Source organism: Actinomadura litoris, assembly GCF_009733595.1.
GTDB lineage: Bacteria > Actinomycetota > Actinomycetes > Streptosporangiales > Streptosporangiaceae > Spirillospora > Spirillospora litoris.
Genome location: NZ_WOFH01000016.1, coordinates 99,717 through 116,784 on the forward strand (window position 1 = coordinate 99,717; position 17,068 = coordinate 116,784).

The 17,068-nt window shown below is 75.6% G+C and carries 16 protein-coding genes; 2 read left to right on the forward strand and 14 right to left on the reverse strand.

What is annotated here, in order from left to right; all coding sequences use genetic code 11:
* Genes GNZ18_RS35230 through GNZ18_RS41575 form a run of 5 tightly spaced genes read right to left on the reverse strand, consistent with a single transcriptional unit; the run spans position 1 to position 4,702 of the window.
* On the reverse strand, positions 1-870 hold the full coding sequence (locus tag GNZ18_RS35230; protein WP_156220993.1) for an ABC transporter ATP-binding protein: 870 nt from the start codon (positions 868-870) through the stop codon (positions 1-3).
* The gene (locus GNZ18_RS35235; protein ID WP_312874919.1) at positions 867-1,910 is read right to left on the reverse strand and encodes a FecCD family ABC transporter permease; all 1,044 of its coding nucleotides are present in this window, start codon (positions 1,908-1,910) and stop codon (positions 867-869) included. The genes GNZ18_RS35230 and GNZ18_RS35235 overlap by 4 nt, the downstream gene beginning before the upstream one ends.
* Positions 1,907-2,896 carry a FecCD family ABC transporter permease gene (locus GNZ18_RS35240; protein WP_156220994.1) on the reverse strand — a complete coding sequence of 330 codons (990 nt, stop codon included), beginning with the start codon at positions 2,894-2,896 and terminating at the stop codon, positions 1,907-1,909. The genes GNZ18_RS35235 and GNZ18_RS35240 overlap by 4 nt, the downstream gene beginning before the upstream one ends.
* The gene (locus GNZ18_RS43890; RefSeq protein WP_214617772.1) at positions 2,886-3,701 is read right to left on the reverse strand and encodes a siderophore-interacting protein; all 816 of its coding nucleotides are present in this window, start codon (positions 3,699-3,701) and stop codon (positions 2,886-2,888) included. Before GNZ18_RS43890 ends, GNZ18_RS35240 begins: the two co-directional genes overlap by 11 nt.
* On the reverse strand, positions 3,698-4,702 hold the full coding sequence (locus GNZ18_RS41575) for an ABC transporter substrate-binding protein (RefSeq protein ID WP_216651549.1): 1,005 nt from the start codon (positions 4,700-4,702) through the stop codon (positions 3,698-3,700). Before GNZ18_RS41575 ends, GNZ18_RS43890 begins: the two co-directional genes overlap by 4 nt.
* A gap of 94 nt (positions 4,703-4,796) precedes the next feature.
* On the opposite strand from GNZ18_RS41575, the gene GNZ18_RS35250 reads away from it, so the two are divergent.
* The gene (locus tag GNZ18_RS35250; protein WP_312874920.1) at positions 4,797-5,642 is read left to right on the forward strand and encodes a helix-turn-helix domain-containing protein; all 846 of its coding nucleotides are present in this window, start codon (positions 4,797-4,799) and stop codon (positions 5,640-5,642) included.
* On the opposite strand, the gene GNZ18_RS35255 is transcribed toward GNZ18_RS35250, so the two are convergent.
* Positions 5,639-7,789 carry a primosomal protein N' gene (locus GNZ18_RS35255; protein ID WP_312874921.1) on the reverse strand — a complete coding sequence of 717 codons (2,151 nt, stop codon included), beginning with the start codon at positions 7,787-7,789 and terminating at the stop codon, positions 5,639-5,641. The two genes, GNZ18_RS35250 and GNZ18_RS35255, sit on opposite strands and share 4 nt — an antisense overlap.
* Before the next feature lie 138 nt (positions 7,790-7,927).
* On the opposite strand from GNZ18_RS35255, the gene GNZ18_RS35260 reads away from it, so the two are divergent.
* Entirely contained in the window at positions 7,928-9,613 is a 1,686-nt protein-coding gene (locus GNZ18_RS35260) for a DUF8823 domain-containing protein (protein WP_312874922.1), read from the forward strand.
* 59 nt (positions 9,614-9,672) lie between these two features.
* On the opposite strand, the gene metK is transcribed toward GNZ18_RS35260, so the two are convergent.
* The 8 genes from metK to GNZ18_RS35300 all read right to left on the reverse strand — a co-directional run bounded on the left by metK (position 9,673) and on the right by GNZ18_RS35300 (position 17,066).
* Positions 9,673-10,866 (reverse strand): methionine adenosyltransferase, encoded by a 1,194-nt coding sequence (metK, locus tag GNZ18_RS35265; RefSeq protein WP_214617768.1) that lies wholly within the window; start codon positions 10,864-10,866, stop codon positions 9,673-9,675.
* A 169-nt stretch (positions 10,867-11,035) separates the two neighbouring features.
* A complete protein-coding gene (gene coaBC, locus GNZ18_RS35270; protein ID WP_156220995.1) occupies positions 11,036-12,256 on the reverse strand; it encodes a bifunctional phosphopantothenoylcysteine decarboxylase/phosphopantothenate--cysteine ligase CoaBC in 1,221 nt (406 codons plus the stop codon).
* 59 nt (positions 12,257-12,315) lie between these two features.
* The gene (gene rpoZ / locus GNZ18_RS35275; RefSeq protein ID WP_021597645.1) at positions 12,316-12,570 is read right to left on the reverse strand and encodes a DNA-directed RNA polymerase subunit omega; all 255 of its coding nucleotides are present in this window, start codon (positions 12,568-12,570) and stop codon (positions 12,316-12,318) included.
* A 26-nt stretch (positions 12,571-12,596) separates the two neighbouring features.
* Positions 12,597-13,163, reverse strand: a complete 567-nt coding sequence (gmk, locus tag GNZ18_RS35280) for a guanylate kinase (RefSeq protein ID WP_156220996.1) — start codon at positions 13,161-13,163, stop codon at positions 12,597-12,599.
* Positions 13,164-13,278: 115 nt separating this feature from the next.
* The gene (gene mihF, locus GNZ18_RS35285; RefSeq protein WP_021597647.1) at positions 13,279-13,605 is read right to left on the reverse strand and encodes an integration host factor, actinobacterial type; all 327 of its coding nucleotides are present in this window, start codon (positions 13,603-13,605) and stop codon (positions 13,279-13,281) included.
* 883 nt (positions 13,606-14,488) lie between these two features.
* Entirely contained in the window at positions 14,489-15,193 is a 705-nt protein-coding gene (gene pyrF, locus GNZ18_RS35290) for an orotidine-5'-phosphate decarboxylase (RefSeq protein WP_312874929.1), read from the reverse strand.
* Between the two features lie 8 nt (positions 15,194-15,201).
* Entirely contained in the window at positions 15,202-16,182 is a 981-nt protein-coding gene (locus GNZ18_RS35295; RefSeq protein ID WP_214617766.1) for a dihydroorotate dehydrogenase, read from the reverse strand.
* The gene (locus tag GNZ18_RS35300; protein WP_214617765.1) at positions 16,179-17,066 is read right to left on the reverse strand and encodes an iron-sulfur cluster-binding protein; all 888 of its coding nucleotides are present in this window, start codon (positions 17,064-17,066) and stop codon (positions 16,179-16,181) included. The genes GNZ18_RS35295 and GNZ18_RS35300 overlap by 4 nt, the downstream gene beginning before the upstream one ends.
* Positions 17,067-17,068: the final 2 nt, after the last annotated feature.

Consider the following 17,068-nt stretch of genomic DNA (forward strand, 5'->3'; position numbering starts at 1 on the left):
CTATTGGTCATCACCGCCGGGCGCGCCCATCTTGGCCCGGGAGCCCGCCGGGCCCGGGACGGGCGCCGCCCGCCCCCCGTACTCGGCCGTCGGGACGACCATCGGGGTGCCGGTCACCGGGTCGGGCGCGATCACGCAGGAGAGCCCGAAGACCTCCGCGACCAGCGCCGCGTCGACGACGTCGGCGGGCGCGCCCTGGGCGACGACCCGGCCGTCGCGCATCGCGACGAGGTGGTCGGCGAAGCGGCACGCCTGGTTGACGTCGTGCAGCACGGCGATGATCGTCCGTCCCTCGTCGCGGAGCCGGGCGAGCAGCGCGAGGAGCTGGTACTGGTGGGTGATGTCGAGGTAGGTCGTGGGCTCGTCCAGCAGCAGGTAGGGGGTCTCCTGCGCGAGCACCATCGCCGTCCAGGCGCGCTGCCGCTGCCCGCCCGACAGGCTCTCGACGCGGCGCCCGGCGAGGTCGGCGACGCCCGCCGCCTCCATCGCGGCGGCGACGGCGCGCTCGTCCCCGGCCGACCAGGTCGACAGCAGCGACTGGTGCGGGTAGCGGCCGCGGGCGACGAGCTGCCGGACGAGGATGTTCTCGGGCGCGACGACGCCCTGCGGCAGGAACCCCACCTGCCGCGCGATGGCCTTCGGGCGGTAGCCGCGCACGTCCCGCCCGTCGAAGGCCACCTCCCCCTCCGAGGGCGCCAGGATCCGCGCGAAGGCGCGCAGCAGCGTCGACTTGCCGCACGCGTTCGCGCCGACGACGGCGGTGAACGCGCCGTCGGGGACGTCGAGGCTCAGCCGGGTCGACACGACGCGGTCGCCGTAGCCGAGCGTGATGTCGCGGGCGCTGAGGCGCCCCTTGGCGTCGCTCGTCATGGCGCTCGTCCGGCCTCTCTCGCGACCTCTCCGAGGAGCAGCAGGCACAGGTAGCCCCCGCCGAGCACCGTCGTCACGACCCCGACCGGGAGCTGGACGGGCGCGAGCACCGTCTGCGCCGCGAGGTCGGCGGCCAGCAGCAGCAGCGCGCCGGTCAGCGCGGCGGGCAGCGGCGGCGTCCCGGCCGCGCCGGTGATCCGGCGGCCGATCTGCGGGGCGACGAGCGCGACGAACACGATCGGCCCGGCGGCGGAGGTGACGCTCGCCGTGCAGCCCACCCCCGCCAGCACGGCCAGGAACCGGAACCGCCCGAGGCCGAGCCCGGACGCGGCGGCGGCCTCGTCGCCGAGCGCCGCCTGCCGCATGCCCCGCGCCAGCGCGGCCGTCAGCAGCGCCAGCGCGCCGATGACGAGGAACGCCGGGCGCAGCGCCGCCCACTCGGCGCCGTTGAGCGTGCCCGCCTGCCAGCCGGTGGCGGCGATCGCCACGTCCAGGTCGGCGCGCAGCACGATCCAGGAGTTCGCGGCGGTCAGCATGGCGTTCACGGCGACGCCGACGACCACGAGCCGCAGCCCGCTCACCCCCGACCGCAGCGACAGCGCGTAGACGGCGCCCGCCGTGCCCAGCCCGCCCGCGAGCGCGCCCAGCGCGAGGCCGGCCGCGGTGCCGCCGAACACGGTGATCGCGACGAGCACGCCGGTGTAGGCGCCCGCGTCGAGGCCGACGACGTCCGGGCTGCCGAGGGGGTTGCGGGTCAGGTTCTGGAACAGCGACCCCGCCAGGCCGAGGGCGGCGCCGAAGACGATCGCGGCGGCGACGCGCGGCAGCCGCCACTCCCGGACGACGAGCGCCGATCCGCCGCGTCCGAGCAGGCCCCGGACGACCTCGCCGGGCGGGTCCCACGTGTCGCCCCGGCACAGCGCGGCGAGCGCGAGCGCCGCGACCGCCGCGGCCAGCCCGAGCGAGACCGCCGCCGCGCGCCGCTCCACCAGCGCCGAGACCGGCCCCACCCGGAGGGTGACCGCGTCCGGCCCGGTCACAGGGCCACCGCCCCGTGCCGCCGGACGACCCAGATCAGCGCCGGGCCGCCGAGGAACGCCGTCACGATCGCGACCGGCACCTCGCCGGTCGGCAGCAGCAGCCGCGCGCCGATGTCGGCGGCGACGAGCAGCACCGACCCGAGCACCGCCGTGTAGGCCGCGAGCCACGGCAGCGACCCGGCCGCGAGCCGCCGGGCCAGGTGCGGGACGATCAGCCCGACGAACATGACCGGCCCCACCACGGCGGTCGCGGCGCCGGTCAGCAGCGTGACGAGGACGAGCACGGCGACCCGCGTCCGCCGGACCCGGGCCCCGAGCGCGTGCGCGACGCCGTCGCCCAGCATGAGCCCGCCGAGCGGGCGGGTCACCAGCGCCGTCCCGGCGAGCGCGAGGAGGATCGCGGCGAGCGGCAGGGCGAGCGGCGTCCGCTCGCGTCCGGCCAGCGACCCGACCGACCAGTACCGGTACTCGTCGAGCGCGTCGGGGTACACCAGCCGCAGCCCGAGCGTCAGCCCGGCCAGCACGGCGGTGAGCGCGACCCCGGCGAGCAGGAGCCGCAGCGGGAACGAGCGCCCGACCGCGTAGACCGCGGCCGCGGCGAGCGCCGACCCGGCGACCGCGAGCGCCATCCGCGCGGGCTGCGACCCGCTCAGCCCGGCCACGGTGCCGAGCGTGATCGCGAACGCGGCGCCCGCGGTGACGCCGAGGACGCCCGGCTCGGCGAGCGGGTTGCGGGTGAGGGTCTGGATCAGCGTCCCGGCGGTGGCGAGCGCCGCGCCCGCGCAGCAGGCCAGCACCGTCCGCGGCACCCGGACGTCGCGGACGATCGCCTCCAGGTCGGTCGCGGTGTGCCCGGTCAGCGCCGCCCACACCGTCCCCGGCGGGACGGACCGCGCCCCCACGCACAGGCTGGCGCCCGCGAGCACGGCCAGCGCGGCGACCGCGACCGCCAGCACCGCGAACCGCCGCCGAAGGTCAGTCGTCAAGATCGGCCACTCCGCGCTTCCAGTAGCCGGTGAACAGCGCGTCCATCCGCCCGCGGCTCCAGGCCCTCAGCGGCCGGATCGCGTCGGCCTCGCCCGCCGCGAACAGGAACGTCCGCCCGTCCGGCCGGGGCAGGTCGCGGACGGCGTCGGCGAGCGCGGGGGCCCCGTCCCCGCGCTCCAGCCAGGTGACGCCGACCCCGTACCGCCGGGCGAGCGGGTAGGCGTGGTCGGCGGCGTCCCCGGTCTCGACGACCGCGTGCGCCGAGACGTCCGCCGGGGCCTCCTCCAGCCAGCGCGCGAACGCGGGCAGCGCGGTGGCGTCGACCGCGAACAGGTAGTGGTCGTAGTTCTGGGCGAACGCCTTGGCGCCGGGCGGTCCGGCGATCGTCACCCGCTCCCCCACCGGGACGTCCTCCGCCCAGGCGGAGGCGAGCCCGCCGGGGTGCAGCACGAAGTCCAGGTCCAGCTCGCGCGCCCGCGCGTCGTAGCGCCGCACCGTGTACTTGCGGGTGGGCGGCAGCGGGTGGGGCCAGTGGAGTTCCTGGTGCTCGCCGGGGACGGGGGCGCGCAGCACGCCGTCCGCCTCCGGGAAGACGATCTTCACGTGGTCGTCGGCCTGGTAGGTGTGGAAGCCGTCGAGCCCGGGGCCGCCGAGGGTGAGGCGCAGCATGGCCGGCGTGAGCCGCTCGCGGCGCACGACCGCGGCCTCCCTGACCTCGATCGGGTAGCCGACGCGCGCCACGCCCGTCCCGGCGCGGTGGTGCTCGGCGACCCGCCCCCGCGGGTCGCCGCGGTCGGCCCTCACGGCGTCGCGAGCGGCGCGAGCGCCTGGTCGAGGGCGTCGAGGGCCTTGGCCGCGGACGGGTAGGTCGCCGCCTGCGTGTAGCGCAGCCCGATGGCGCGGCCCCTCTTCACCGCGGGCAGGTCCTTCCACATCCGCGACTCCAGCACGTACTCGACGGCCTGGCCGACCGTCCCGTCCGGCTCCAGCGTGTAGGTGATCACGTCGGCCCCGCCGAGGCTCGTGGACACCTCCTCGATCGAGGGGTACTCCGAGACGCCCGCGCCGCCGCCCTTCTTGTCCTTGACCTCGCCGTAGTACCTGACGCCGACGTCCTCCGCGATGTTGGTGCCCCAGGACCCGGCGTACTCGCGCATGAAGGTCCCGGCGGCGACCTTGCCGTACCCGCCGACATGGCCGAACCTCAGCTTCGCCAGCGTGCCCCTGTATTTGGCCGCGACCTCCCCGGCCCGCTTCTCGTAGGCGGCCTTGGCCTTGGTGTAGCCGCCGAGGCTCCCCGCCGCGTCGGCCTGGCGCCGCGACAGGTCCCGCCAGTCCGACGGCGAGGACGGCCCGAGCACGACGACGGGCGCGATGGACTCCAGCCGCTTCATGTTCAGGTCGCCCAGCACCGGCTTCGGCACCCCGATGACGATCAGGTCGGGGTCGGCCCTGGCGATGGCCTCGTAGTTGGTCTCGGCCGCCATCTCGCCCGCGACCTTGGCGAGCCTGTCGTAGGACGCGCGGTCCGCCGGGCTCATCATCGGGATGCCGCGCTTCCAGCTGGAGATCCCCACCAGCGGCGCGCCCAGCTCGATGAGCACCGGCACGGCGTAGCCGGTCGCCACGACCCGCCGGGGCCGGGCGGGGATCTCGACCTCGCCGTTCTCGGCGTCGAAGACCCGCGTCCGGGACGAGCCGGATACGCCGGACGCCCCGTCCGAACCGCCGGACCCGCACGCGGACGCCAGGACGAGCGCGGCCGCGGCGGCCGCCGCGAGTCTCCAGGGCTTGGCAGAAGGCATGGTCGTCTTTCCTCGTCGTGCGTGGTGGGAGGGCTGGATGAGCTACTAAGGTAAGCCTTACTTAACCATCGCGATATCGCTGGGAGGACACCCTGTGTCGCTGACGCGTCATGGCGCCGCCGACCCGGAGACCTGCGAGGAGTTCGGCTACGGGCTCGGCGACCCCGGCGGCATCCTCGTCCTGCGGTACCGCTCGGCGGACGCGCTGGCCTTCGGCGAGGGCCGCCAGGACTTCCTGCACCAGCTCTACTGGTCCCCCGACGGGCCGCTCGCCACGACGCACGGCCCGGCCGTCCGGTTCGTCGGGGCGGGCGAGGCGTTCTGGGCGCGGCGCGCCACGAGCCACGAGGTGCGGGCCGGGGACCGGCAGACCGTCTACCGGATCTGCCTGCGCGAGGTGCCGCCCGCGCTCGGCGACCTGCGGTCGGGCCCGGTGCCGATCGACGCCGAGGCGGCCCGGCTCGTCACGGTGATCGCCCGCCGGGGCTGCGACGAGGCCGCCGCGCTGGAGGCCAGGCGCCGCATCATGGCGGGGATCGGCGCACCCCCGGCCGGAACGAGCGTGGCCGGGACGGACGCGGCCCCCGGAGCGGGGACCGGCTTCGCGCTCGCCGTCGCCCGCGCCCTCTCCCACGACCCCGCCGACCCCACCGGCCTCGACGAGTGGGCGCGGCGGCTCCGCGTCAGCGTCAAGACCCTCCAGCGCGACTTCGTCCGCGAGTTCGGCATGCCCTACACCCGGTGGCGGACGGCGCTGCGGCTGCGCGCCGCACGGGCCCTCCTGGACTCCCGCCCGGTGAGCACGGTCGCCCACCAGGTCGGCTACGCCAGCGCGTCCGCGTTCATCTCCGCGTTCGCCAAGGAGTACGGGTACACGCCCGGCCGCCACGCCGGCGCGCGGCCCCGCGGGCCGGATCGGCCGGCCGGATCGGCCGGCTAGATCAGTTCGAGGGGGTCGACCTGGACGCGGACGGTCTCGGCCGCCTTGCGCGCGCTGCGCACCCCCTGGGCCTCCTTCAGCGCCCGCGCCAGCGCCTGCCCCGCCGCGCTCGGCACGCGGACCAGCGCGCGCTCCCGCTCCGGCCCGTCCCCCGCCCCCGCCTGCGGGACGGGCACCGGCCCGAGCACCTCCGCGCCGTCGGGCAGCCGCGCGTCGGCCAGCAGCTCCCGGATCGCCGCGGGGGACGCGGTCAGCGACGCCATCCGCGCCGCGGGCGGGAAGCCCACCTCGCGCCGCTCGGCCAGCTCCCGCTCCGCGTAGGTCACCGGATCCCACCGGACGAGCGCCTGCACCGGCGGCAGCGACCCCTCGGCCGCCACGACCACCGGCGCGCCCGCGCGGACGAGCGAGGCCGCGTTCATCCAGCGGCGCAGCGCCTCCTCGCCGGCGCGCAGGTCGGGACGGCCCAGCAGCACCCATCCGTCCAGCAGCAGGCCCGCCCGGTACCCGCCCTCGGCGGACGGCTCGGCGCCCGGCGTCGACACCACCAGCGCCCGCTCGGGCCCCACCCGGTCGAGGACCGCCTCCCGCCCCGACGTCCGCACCGGCACGCCCGGGAACGCCCGGCCCAGCTCCTCGGCCGTGCGCTTCGCGCCCACCACCACGGCGCGCACCTGGAAGAACCCGCACTCGGGGCAGTGCCAGTCGCCCGCGATGCGCCCGCACCACCGGCAGTAGGGGGCCGCGTGGGACGAGGACAGGGCCAGCGGCCCCTGGCACGCCGTGCACCGCGCCGGGCTCCGGCACCGCCCGCACGCGATGCCCGGCACGTAGCCGCGCCTGGGCACCTGCACCAGGACCGGCCCCTCCGCGAGCGCGCCCCGCGCCACCTCGAACGCCACGTTCGGCAGCCGGGCGGTGCGGGCGGCGGCGTCCCGGGCGAGCTGCGCGTCCTCCCCCACGTACCGGACGCGGGGCATCGCCTCCCGCACCCGCGCCCGGTCGGCGGCCAGCGCGTGCGCCCACCCGCTCTCGACGAGCCGCGTCGCGTCCGTGGTGCGGGTGAAGCCGCCGATCAGCGCGCCCGCGCCCGTCCGGTGGGCGCGCAGCGCGAGCACCTCGCGGGGGTGCGGGTAGGGCGCGTGCGGCTCGGCGTGGACGTCGTCGCCGTCGTCCCACAGGACGACCAGCCCCAGGTCGGCGACCGGCGCGAACATCGCCGCGCGGGTGCCGACCACCGCGCGGGCCCGTCCCCGCAGCACCGACAGCCACCTGCGGTACCGCTCGGCCGGGCCCAGCTCCGCCGTCAGCGCGACGTGCCGCCCCTCCCCCAGCTCGGCGGCCAGGGCGGCGTCCACGCGGGCGACGTCGCGCCCGTCGGCGACCACGACCAGCGCGCCGCGCCCGCCCGCCAGCGCCGCCGCGACGGCCCGCGCGATGGCCGGGGCCCATCCGTCGCCGGGCAGGGCCGTCCAGACCGCCCTGGGCGCCCTCCCCGCCTCCAGCGCGCCCAGGAACGACGCGCCCGCCGGATACTCCGCCCACCCGCCGGCCTCGGCGGCGTCCGCCTCCTCCGGCTCGCCTCCGGGAGCCGGCCCGCCCTCGGCCGCCGGCCCGCCCTCGGGCACCGGCCCGCCCTCGGGCACCGGCTCGGCCTCCACCCGGGCGTGCCGGGGCGGGACGGCCAGCCGGACCACGTCGGCGAACGTCCCCGCGTAGCGGACCGCCACCTCCCGGGCCAGCGCCGCGATCTCCGGGGTCAGCACGGGCTCGGACGAGGTGACCCGCTCCAGATAGGCCAGGCGGCCCTCGTGGTCGCTCTCGGCCACGCGCTCCAGCAGGAATCCGTCCACGAGCTGCCCGGCGAACCGCACCCGCACCCGGCACCCGGCGACGGCCTTGGCGGCCAGCTCGGCCGGCACCAGGTAGTCGAACGGGCGGTCCAGGTGCGGCAGCGACATGTCGACGGCCACGCGCGCGACCGGAAGATCGTCGGCCGGACGGCGCGCACCCTTCTTCGCGCCCCTGCGCCCGCCCGCCCCCGCCTTCCCGCCCGCGCCGGACGCCCGCCCCGCCCCGCCCGCCGGAGCCCTGGGAAGGTCGTCCAGGCCCGGGATCAGGTCCGCGCCCCCGCCGTCCTTGGTCACGTCCCCGTCCTACCAGATCAACCCGACAGTCACCGCCGCACGCTAGGGTGAGTGGTCCCTTCGAACGGGGCGGGTGTCGCCGGGAGACCGCCCGGCGCCCGCCGGCCCCCTCGCCGCCCGACGAGCTCCGTAGGCGATGTGACAGCAGCGCATACCCCAGAACGGACGGACGCGCCGCCCCGGGAGGGGCCGCAGCGCCGCTCCCCGAGGTCCACGGCACTCACCGCCCTCGCCGACTGGCGCCGGTGGACGAACCCGCGCCATCCCGTGGTGGCGGCCACCGTCGCCTCCGCCGTCATGCACCTGCTGTGGGCGCTGTACCTCGCGACCGAGGGCGGCGACCTCGCCGCCCAGGCCGCCTGGACCGACTTCGCCTGGAAGCACCCCGACACCGCCTACAGCTTCGCCTGGTACGGCGGGATGCACCCGGCGTCCTACAGCGTCCTGTCGCCCTACCTGATGGCCGTGTTCGGCATCCGGACCGTCGCGGTGGTGACCGGCACCCTGTCGGCCACGCTGACCGCCTACCTGCTGCGGCGCTTCCGCACGCCGGTCGCGCTGCCCGCGAGCCTGTGGGCGGCGTTCGCGCTGGTCTGCAACTCCGCCTCGGGGCGCGTCACCTTCGGGCTCGGCCTGCTGTTCGCGCTCGCCGCGACGATCGTCGTCTTCACCGAGTACGGCACCCCGGCGCTGCGCGCGGCGGCCATGGTCGGGCTCGGCCTGCTGGCCACGCTGTCCAGCCCCGTCGCCGGGCTGTTCCTGATGGTGCTGGCCGCCGCGCTGATCCTCACCGGGCGGCGGCGCGCCGGGATCTGCCTGGCCGCCGGGCCGCCGCTGGTCGTCGGCACGACCAGCCTGCTGTTCCCCTTCAGCGGCGTCCAGCCGATCTCGCTCGACGCGATCGTGCTGCCCGCCATCGCCAGCGTCGTCGCGGTGCTGCTGTGCGCGCCCCGCGAGTGGAAGATCGTGCGGATCGGCGCGGCCGTCTACCTCGCCGGGATCACGCTGACCTGGCTCATCCCCTCGCCGGTCGGCAGCAACGTCGAGCGGCTCTCGCTGCTGTTCGGCGGCATGTTCCTGCTGCCCGCGGTCGCGCGCGCCCACGGCCGGGCGCGGATCGCGGTGCTGTCGGCGGCGTTCATCGTCACCGCGTCCTGGCAGGTCGTGAAGCCCGTCGACGACGTGATCCACACCGAGCCGGCGGACGCCGCCGCGCGGCACGCCCGCGGCCTCATCGACGAGATGAAGGCGCTCGGCGCCGACGACACCCGCATCGAGGTCGTGCCGCTGCGCTCGCACTGGGAGGCGTCGGGGCTGAGCCGCCACTTCATCCTCGCCCGCGGCTGGAACCGGCAGGTCGACGCCGAGCGCCACGCGCTGTTCTACGAGGAGGGCGCGCTCACCGCCGCGTCCTACCGCGACTGGCTGCACAAGTGGGCGGTGCACTACGTCGTCCTGCCCACCCAGGAGACCGACTGGTCCGCGCAGGACGAGGCCGACCTCGTCGAGGCGGGCCAGCCCTACCTGACCGAGGTGTGGAGCGACGAGCACTGGCGGATCTTCCGCGTCTCGCGCCCGACGCCGCTGGTGGACGCCCCGGCGAAGGTGAGGCGCGTCAACTCCGGCCAGCTCGTCGTCGACGTGCCCGCCGCCGGATCGACGCTGGTGCGCGTCTCCTGGTCGCCCTGGCTTAGCGTCACCGGCGGGGGCGGCGGCTGCCTGGCCCGCGCGGGCGAGTTCGTCCGGATGGACGTCAAGGCCCCCGGCCGCTACACCATCGCCGCCCGGTACGGCCTGCACCGCGGCAACCACTGCCCGAGCTGACACGCGGACACAGGGAAGGGCCCCGGGGACGACGTCCCCGGGGCCCTTCTCCGTCGCGGTTACAGGCCGGCGGCGCTGGCCAGGTCCTTGGCGCGGTCGGTCGACTCCCAGGAGAAGTCGGGCTCCGGCCGGCCGAAGTGGCCGTAGGCGGCGGTCTGCTGGTAGATCGGGCGGAGCAGGTCGAGGTCGCGGACGATCGCGGCCGGACGCAGGTCGAACACCTCGGGCACGGCGGCCTGGATGCGCGCGGCCGGGACCTTCTCCGTGCCGAAGGTCTCCACGAACACCCCGACCGGGTGCGCCTTGCCGATCGCGTAGGCGACCTGCACCTCGGCGCGGTCGGCGAGGCCCGCGGCGACGATGTTCTTGGCGACCCACCGCATCGCGTACGCGGCGGACCGGTCGACCTTGGACGGGTCCTTGCCGGAGAACGCGCCGCCGCCGTGCCGGGCCATGCCGCCGTAGGTGTCAACGATGATCTTGCGGCCGGTGAGGCCCGCGTCGCCCATCGGCCCGCCGATCTCGAACCGGCCGGTGGGGTTGACCAGCAGCCGGTAGCCGGAGGTGTCTAGGTCGAACGCGGCGAGCACCGGGTCGACGACGTGCTCCTTGACGTCGGGGGTGAGCAGTTCCTTCAGGTCGATGTCGGGCGCGTGCTGCGAGGACACCACGACGGTGTCGAGGCGGACGGCGCGGTCGCCGTCGTACTCGATCGTGACCTGGGTCTTGCCGTCGGGGCGCAGGTAGGGGACGTCGCCGCTCTTGCGGACGTGCGAGAGCCGCTGCGCGAGCCGGTGCGCGATCGTGATCGGCAGCGGCATCAGCTCGGGCGTCTCGCTCGTGGCGTAGCCGAACATCAGGCCCTGGTCGCCCGCGCCCTGCCGGTCGAGGTCGTCGACGCCCTCGCCCTCGCGGGTCTCGTAGGCGTCGTCGACGCCCTGCGCGATGTCGGGCGACTGCGCCCCGATGGACACCGACACGCCGCAGGAGTGCCCGTCGAAGCCCTTCTTGGACGAGTCGTAGCCGATCTCAAGGATCTTCTCCCGGATCACGCCGGGGAGGTCGACATAGGTCTCGGTGGTGACCTCACCGGCCACATGCACCTGACCGGTCGTGATCATCGTCTCGACGGCGACCCGGCTGCGCGGGTCGTCCTTGAGCATCGAGTCGAGGATCGCGTCGCTGATCTGGTCCGCGATCTTGTCCGGGTGGCCTTCGGTGACGGACTCGGAGGTGAACAGGCGGCGAGACACGTACGTGAGCTCCTTGCAGCGGCTGCTGACTGACGTCGCAGGACGGATTGTTTGTCGTGCCCGGTGGCGGGACGCCGCCCCTCCACCGGTTCCCCTTGGATGATGAGGGCGAGTCTAGCGGGATCGGCTGGAGGCGCCCTAAAGCCGCGATGCAGGCCCGCTCGGCCGCTCACCCGGGCGCCGCGGGCTTCAGGCGGGCGGCGACGAGGTCCCAGACGACGTCGGCGAGGGCCTCCTTGGCGCCGCGCGGCACCTCGGTCTCGGAGCCGTCGGCGCCGAGCACGACCGCCGCGTTGTCGGGGCGCCCGAAGGCGAGGTCCTCGCCGACCTGGTTGACGACGAGGAGGTCGCTGCCCTTGCGGGCGAGCTTGGCGCGGCCGTTGGCGAGCACGTCGTCGGTCTCGGCGGCGAACCCGACGATCACCTGCTCGGGGCGCCGCGTCCGGCCGAGCTCGGCGAGGATGTCGGCGTTCTGCACCAGCGCGATGGGCTCGGGGCCCGAGCCCTCGGTCTTCTTGATCTTGGAGTCCCGGTAGCCGGCGGGCCGGAAGTCGGCGACGGCGGCGGCCATGACGACCGCGTCGGCCTCCTCCGCCGCCGCGAGGACCGCCGCGCGCAACTGCTCGGCCGACCCCACCGGGACGACCCGCGCGCCAGCCGGGTCGGGCAGTGCGACGTTGGCCGCCACCAGCGTCACGCGGGCGCCGCGGGCGACCGCCGTCCGCGCCAGCGCGTACCCCTGGAGCCCGGACGAGCGGTTGCCGATGAAGCGGACCGGGTCGATCGGCTCGCGGGTGCCGCCCGCCGACACCACGACGTGCCGCCCCGCGAGGTCGGCGTCGCCCGCGCCCCGCGCGAGGACGCGCCGGGCGACCTCGAACAGCTCGCCCGGGTCGGGCAGCCGGCCGGGGCCGGTGTCCTTGCCGGTCAGCCGCCCGGACGCGGGCTCGACGACGACCGCGCCGCGCGAGCGCAGCGTCTCGACGTTCGCGCGGGTCGCGGGGTGCTCCCACATCTCGGTGTGCATCGCGGGCGCGAACACGACCGGGCAGTGCGCGGTGAGCAGCGTGTTCGTGAGCAGGTCGTCGGCGAGGCCGTGCGCGGCCCTGGCGAGCAGGTCGGCGGTGGCCGGCGCCACGAGCACCAGGTCGGCGTCCTGCCCCAGCCGCACGTGCGGCACGGCGGGGACGTCGTCCCACACCTGCGCGGAGACCGGGTGCCCCGACAGGGCGGCCCAGGTGGGCTCGCCGACGAACCGGAGCGCGTCGGCGGTCGGCACGACCCGGACATCGTGCCCCGACTCGGTGAGCCGCCGGAGCAGCTCGCACACCTTGTACGCGGCGATGCCGGCGCCCACGCCCAACACGACACGCGGCTTACGGGAGGTCATGCGCTCAACTTTCCCATCAGGCGACCGACCCGTGGCACGGCGGGCCCGGTGGGGCGGACTCAGCCCTCGATGGGCTCGGCGTTCAGGAGGCCCTCGCGGGTCTCGCGCAGGGCGATGGAGAGGGGCTTCTCCTGCACCTGCGTCTCGACGAGCGGGCCGACGTACTCCAGCAGGCCCTCGCCCAGCTGGGCGTAGTAGGCGTTGATCTGGCGCGCGCGCTTGGCCGCGATGCTCACGAGGCCGTACTTGGTGTCGACGACCTCCAGGAGCTCGTCGATCGAGGGGTTGGTGATGCCCTCATTGCTGGCTGCCACTCGGTGGCCTTCCCTAGGTTCGGCTTCTAGCGATCAGCCATCAAGGCTAGCAGCTCGGCGCACACGTCCTGGACGGCGGTGTTGACGAGCGTCACGTCGAACTCCTGCTCGGCGGCCAGCTCCACGCGGGCGGCGTCGAGCCGGCGTTCGATCACCTCGGGGGGCTCGGTGCCCCGGCCCGTGAGCCGGCGGACGAGCTCCTCCCACGAGGGCGGGGCGAGGAACACCAGCCGGGACTCCGGCATCGCCTGGCGGACCTGCCGGGCACCCTGGAGGTCGATCTCCAGGAGCACCGGCTCGCCGCGCGCCAGCCGTTCCTCGACGGGGCCGCGGGGGGTGCCGTAGCGGTTGCCCGCGAACTCCGCCCATTCGAGCAGCTCCCCCTCGGCGACGAGCCGGTCGAAGCCGGCGTCGTCGACGAAGAAGTACTGCACGCCGTGGGTCTCACCCGGCCGGGGGGACCGGGTGGTCACCGAGACCGACAGCCACACCCGGGGGTGTGAGCGCCGGATCTCGGCGACGACCGTGCTCTTGCCGACGCCTGACGGCCCGGAGAGGACCGTCAGCCGCCGGAGGAGCGGGCCATGCGGCATGGAGCCGTCCGGCGCAGGAATGGGTGCGCCGGAGCCGGACGGGATGGAGCCGGCCAGGGGGAGCCCCGAGCCGGCCGCGGCGGTCACGCCGCCGCGCCCGACCGTGAGTCGCGTGTCAGCGGTTCGCACTTCCGCCGAACTCACGCTCCAGGGAGGCGCGCTGGTTCGCGCCGAGGCCCCGCACGCGGCGGGACTCGGCGATACCCAGGCGCTCCATGATCTGCTTCGCACGGACCTTGCCCACGCCGGGAAGTGATTCCAGGAGGGCCGAGACCTTCATCTTTCCGATGACGTCATCGGACTGACCCTCCTTGAGAACCTCCGCGAGAGAGGTTCCCCCGTGCTTGAGCTTGTTCTTAACCTCGGCCCGCTCCTTGCGCGCCTTGGCAGCCTTCTCCAGGGCTGCGGCGCGCTGTTCGGGGGTTAGGGGCGGAAGAGCCACGCCGGGTCACCTCAGGTTTCCACTCGATGGAGTCGGACGGGTTGGGAAACTAGCGAGTTCACGCCCCATAAGGCAACGTGAAGTGCCGTTTAGCCCGCCACAAATTCACGAAAATCACTCCCCGGAGTGTCCTGAATACCGAGTGTACACAACTTCGCCGGTGCGGGGCCCATCCCCGTGCCTTGCTGGGACTTTCGCATGATCGTGAAAATCCCCCCTTTCTGACCCCATTTGCGGCACCGAGTACCAGAATGCCATGGCGGCCAGGAGGCGGGTGGGAGCTCTGGACCATGATCCCGGCATCCGCGGGCCCGCTCCCACCGGTCCAGGCCCTGACGCGCGTGTGACGTCCCCCACACCCCGCCGGGACGCTAGTGACGCTCGTCACGCCGGGCCGTTCCGCACGTCGGGGCGGCACCGGGCCTGCCATCCTCGTGACACGTCGCCCGCCAAGATCGTTACCGACCCTGGAGTCGCCGCCTCGTCCCGCTCCCCGCTCCCCCTCCCCGCAGGCGCCCGGCCGCGCGCGTGCGCCCGCCGCCGCGCGCCCTCCGGCCCGCCGATGGCGCGCGGAAACGATTCCACCGGAACCGGGGTGACAACTCCGAGTAACGATGCCCGCAAACCCCGGGCCCGGGTGAACGACTTCCGCCGTTCGGCGCGTACCGGATTGGGGAAGACCCCGGCGCCCGATTGGCATTGCGGAGAAACGACTAAGAACGATGCAGGACGCCCTAGTGCGGGCCGTAGTACAGCGGGCCCTAAACGTTGCCCGGAAAGCAAAACTCGCCATCCGGACACGCGAAGATCTTTCATGTCCGGGTGGCGGCGGCGGAGGCCCGCAGAGGGCCGCGGAGGCCCCCGCGGAAGCCTCTGGGAGCCGCTAGGAGGCTCCGGCGGACGCGCGGCGCAGCGCGGCGGCGATGCCCGCCGCGGCGGCGCCCGGGTCGGGCGCTCCGGTGATGGGACGGCCGATGACCAGCAGGTCCGCCCCGGCGGCCAGGGCCTGCTCGGGGGTGGCGACGCGCGCCTGGTCCTGGACGTCGGCGCCCGCCGGGCGGACGCCGGGCGTGATCAGCGTGACCCCCGCGCCGACCTCGGCGCGGACGGCGGCGGCCTCCTGCGGGGAGCACACGAGCGCCCGCGCGCCCGCCTCGACGGCCAGGGCGGCCAGCCGGCGGACGGCGTCGGGCGCGGGCCCCTCCAGCCCGATCGCGGCCAGGTCGGCCTCCCCCAGGGACGTCAGCACGGTCACCGCCGCGATGGCCGTGCCGGGGGCCGCCTCGACCGCCGCGCGGACCATGGCGGGGCCCCCGGCGGCGTGCACGGTGAGGTACGACGGGCGGAGCCGGGCGACCGCGCGGGCGGCGCCCCGGACGGTCGCCGGGATGTCGTGCAGCTTGAGGTCGAGGAACACCTGGACGCCGCTCGCGCCCCGGACGGCGGCGACCACGTCCGGCCCGTACCGCAGGTACAGCTCCAGGCCGACCTTGACCGTGGTGACGTACGGCGTGACCAGCGCGGCCCAGCGCGCCGCCGTGTCCAGGTCGGGGGCGTCCAGGGCGACGGCGATCGGCGCGGGGGTGATGGGCGGGGTCACTGCGGCTCCTTCTCGGGCTCCTGGGGGCGCACCTGGGGCGGGACGTATCCGGCGGGCTTGTGCGCGAGGCCCACGGCGTCGGCGAGCCGCCCGAGGCGGCGGGCGCCGAGCGCCTCGTCCAGCTCGCGCAGGACGCGGGGCCCGGCGGCGGGGTCGTGGAACAGCGCGGTGCCGACGGCGACGGCGCTCGCCCCGGCGAGGATGAACTCCAGCGCGTCCAGGCCGGAGGCGACGCCGCCGACGCCGATGATCGGCGTGCTGGGCAGCGCGGCGTGCACCTGGTAGACGCAGCGGACGGCGACGGGCCGGATCGCGGGCCCCGACAGCCCGCCCGACACGCCGGTGAGCGCGGGCCGCAGCGTGCCGGTGTCGATCGCCATGCCCTCCATCGCGTTGATCAGCGTCAGCCCGTCGGCGCCCGCGTCGACGCAGGCGAGCGCGATCGTGACGATGTCGGTGACGTCGGGCGCGAGCTTGGCGAACACCGGCAGGCCGGGGCGGGCGTAGGCGCGGACGGCGCGCACGACCGACGCGGCGGCCGTCGGGTGCCAGCCGAACATGCGGCCCCGGTCCTCGACGTTCGGGCAGGCGACGTTGACCTCGATCGCGGCGACGCCGGGCACGTTGCGGAGGCGGCTGGCGATGTCGCCGTACTCCTCGACGCTGTTGCCCGCGACGGACACGATCGTGCGGACGCCCTGCTCGATCAGCCAGGGCAGGTCGCGCTCCAGGAACGTCTCGACGCCGGGGCTCGGCAGGCCGGTGGCGGTGAGCAGGCCGCTCGGCGTCTCGGCGACGCGCGGGGTGGGGCGCCCGGCGCGCGCCTGCGGCATCACCGAGGTGGTGACGAACGCCCCGAGGCGGGCCAGGTCGGAGAACTGGGCCAGCTCGCGTCCCGTCCCGCCGCACCCGGAGGCCGTCAGGACGGGATTGGGGAGCTCCAGCGGCCCGAGGGTGGTCCTGAGCCGGTCGCTCACTGGGAGCCCCCCTCGGAGACGCTGAGGACGCGCGGCGCCCCCAGCGCGTCGAACGGGATGGTGCCGAGGTCGCCCCAGCGGACGCGGTCGCCGCGCAGCACGGGCCCGTCGGCGCAGGCGCGCACCATGCGGGTCACGCCGTCGTCGCCGTGGACGGGCAGCATGCACGTCATGCACACGCCGATGCCGCACGCGCCCGTCCGCTGGAGGAACTCCTCGACCGACACCTGGGAGGGCAGCCCGAAGTCGCCCGCGACCTGGGTGACGGCGCGCAGCAGGCCGGTGGGCCCGCAGCCGTAGACGACGTCGGCGCCGGTCTCCTGGAGGACGCGGGGCAGCACGTCGCGGACGGTGCCCTTCTCCCCCATCGAGCCGTCCTCGGTGGTGATGGTGGCCGAGTCGCCGATGCGCTGCGCCATCCGCGACCCGAACACCGCCTTGGCGGACGGCCCGCCGAGCACGAAGTGGACCTTGCAGCCGCGCCGCAGCAGCGTGTCGGCGAGCGCGAACACCGCCGCGCCGCCCGGCCCGCCCGCGGCGAGCAGGCAGGTGACCGGGTCGCGCGGGAGCCGGAACGGGCGGCCGAGCGGCCCGAGGAGGTCGAGCTGGTCGCGGGAGCGGCGCCCGGCGAGCCAGCCGGTGCCGGGCTCGGTGTCGGCGAAGACCAGCTCGACGGTGCCGCCGTAGTCGGACTTCACCTCGTGCACCCCGAAGCAGCGGCGGACGAGCCGGGCGGAGTACTCACCGCCGACGGCGACCGCCACGAACTGGCCGGGCCGGAACCGCTCGGCGATCGCCGGGGCCACCAGCGTGACCGCGTGGTAGTCCTGCACCTGGCGGACCGTCAGGACCGTCGCCGACGTCTGCACCGGTGTGTCGGACACAC